General features: G+C 67.8%; 1 pseudogene. It reads left to right on the plus strand.

Annotation, left to right across the window (positions count from 1 at the left end):
• Window positions 1–359, plus strand: a pseudogene (locus tag G3I78_RS50030) (NCS2 family permease); the annotation flags it as partial.
• Window positions 360–401 lie beyond the last annotated feature (42 nt).

A 401-nucleotide genomic window follows, 5' to 3' on the forward strand; every position in this document is an offset into this window, starting at 1 on the left:
GCAAGGTCCCGCTGGCCCTGGCCGCCGGACTGTCGGTCTCCGGCGTGCTTTCCTCGCAGGTCGCACCCCAGATGACCTGGCCGCAGGCCATGGGCATGTGCGTGATGTACGGCGTCGTGATCTGTCTCCTGGTCGTCACCGGCCTCCGAGAGATGATCATGAACGCGATCCCCCTCGCGCTCAAGCACGCCATCACCATGGGCATCGGCATGTTCGTCGCCCTGATCGGCCTCGTGAAGGCCGGGTTCGTCGGCAACGGCGGGGAGTTCGCTCCTCCGGTCCAGCTCGGCCCGGTCGGCCAGCTCGCCGGCTGGCCCGTCCTGATCTTCTGCATCACCCTCCTCGCCCTCTTCATGCTGTAGGCCCGCACGGTCCCCGGCGCGATCCTGAGCGGCATCATC

Origin of the sequence: Streptomyces sp. SID13726, from assembly GCF_010548375.1 — a bacterium.
GTDB lineage: Bacteria > Actinomycetota > Actinomycetes > Streptomycetales > Streptomycetaceae > Streptomyces.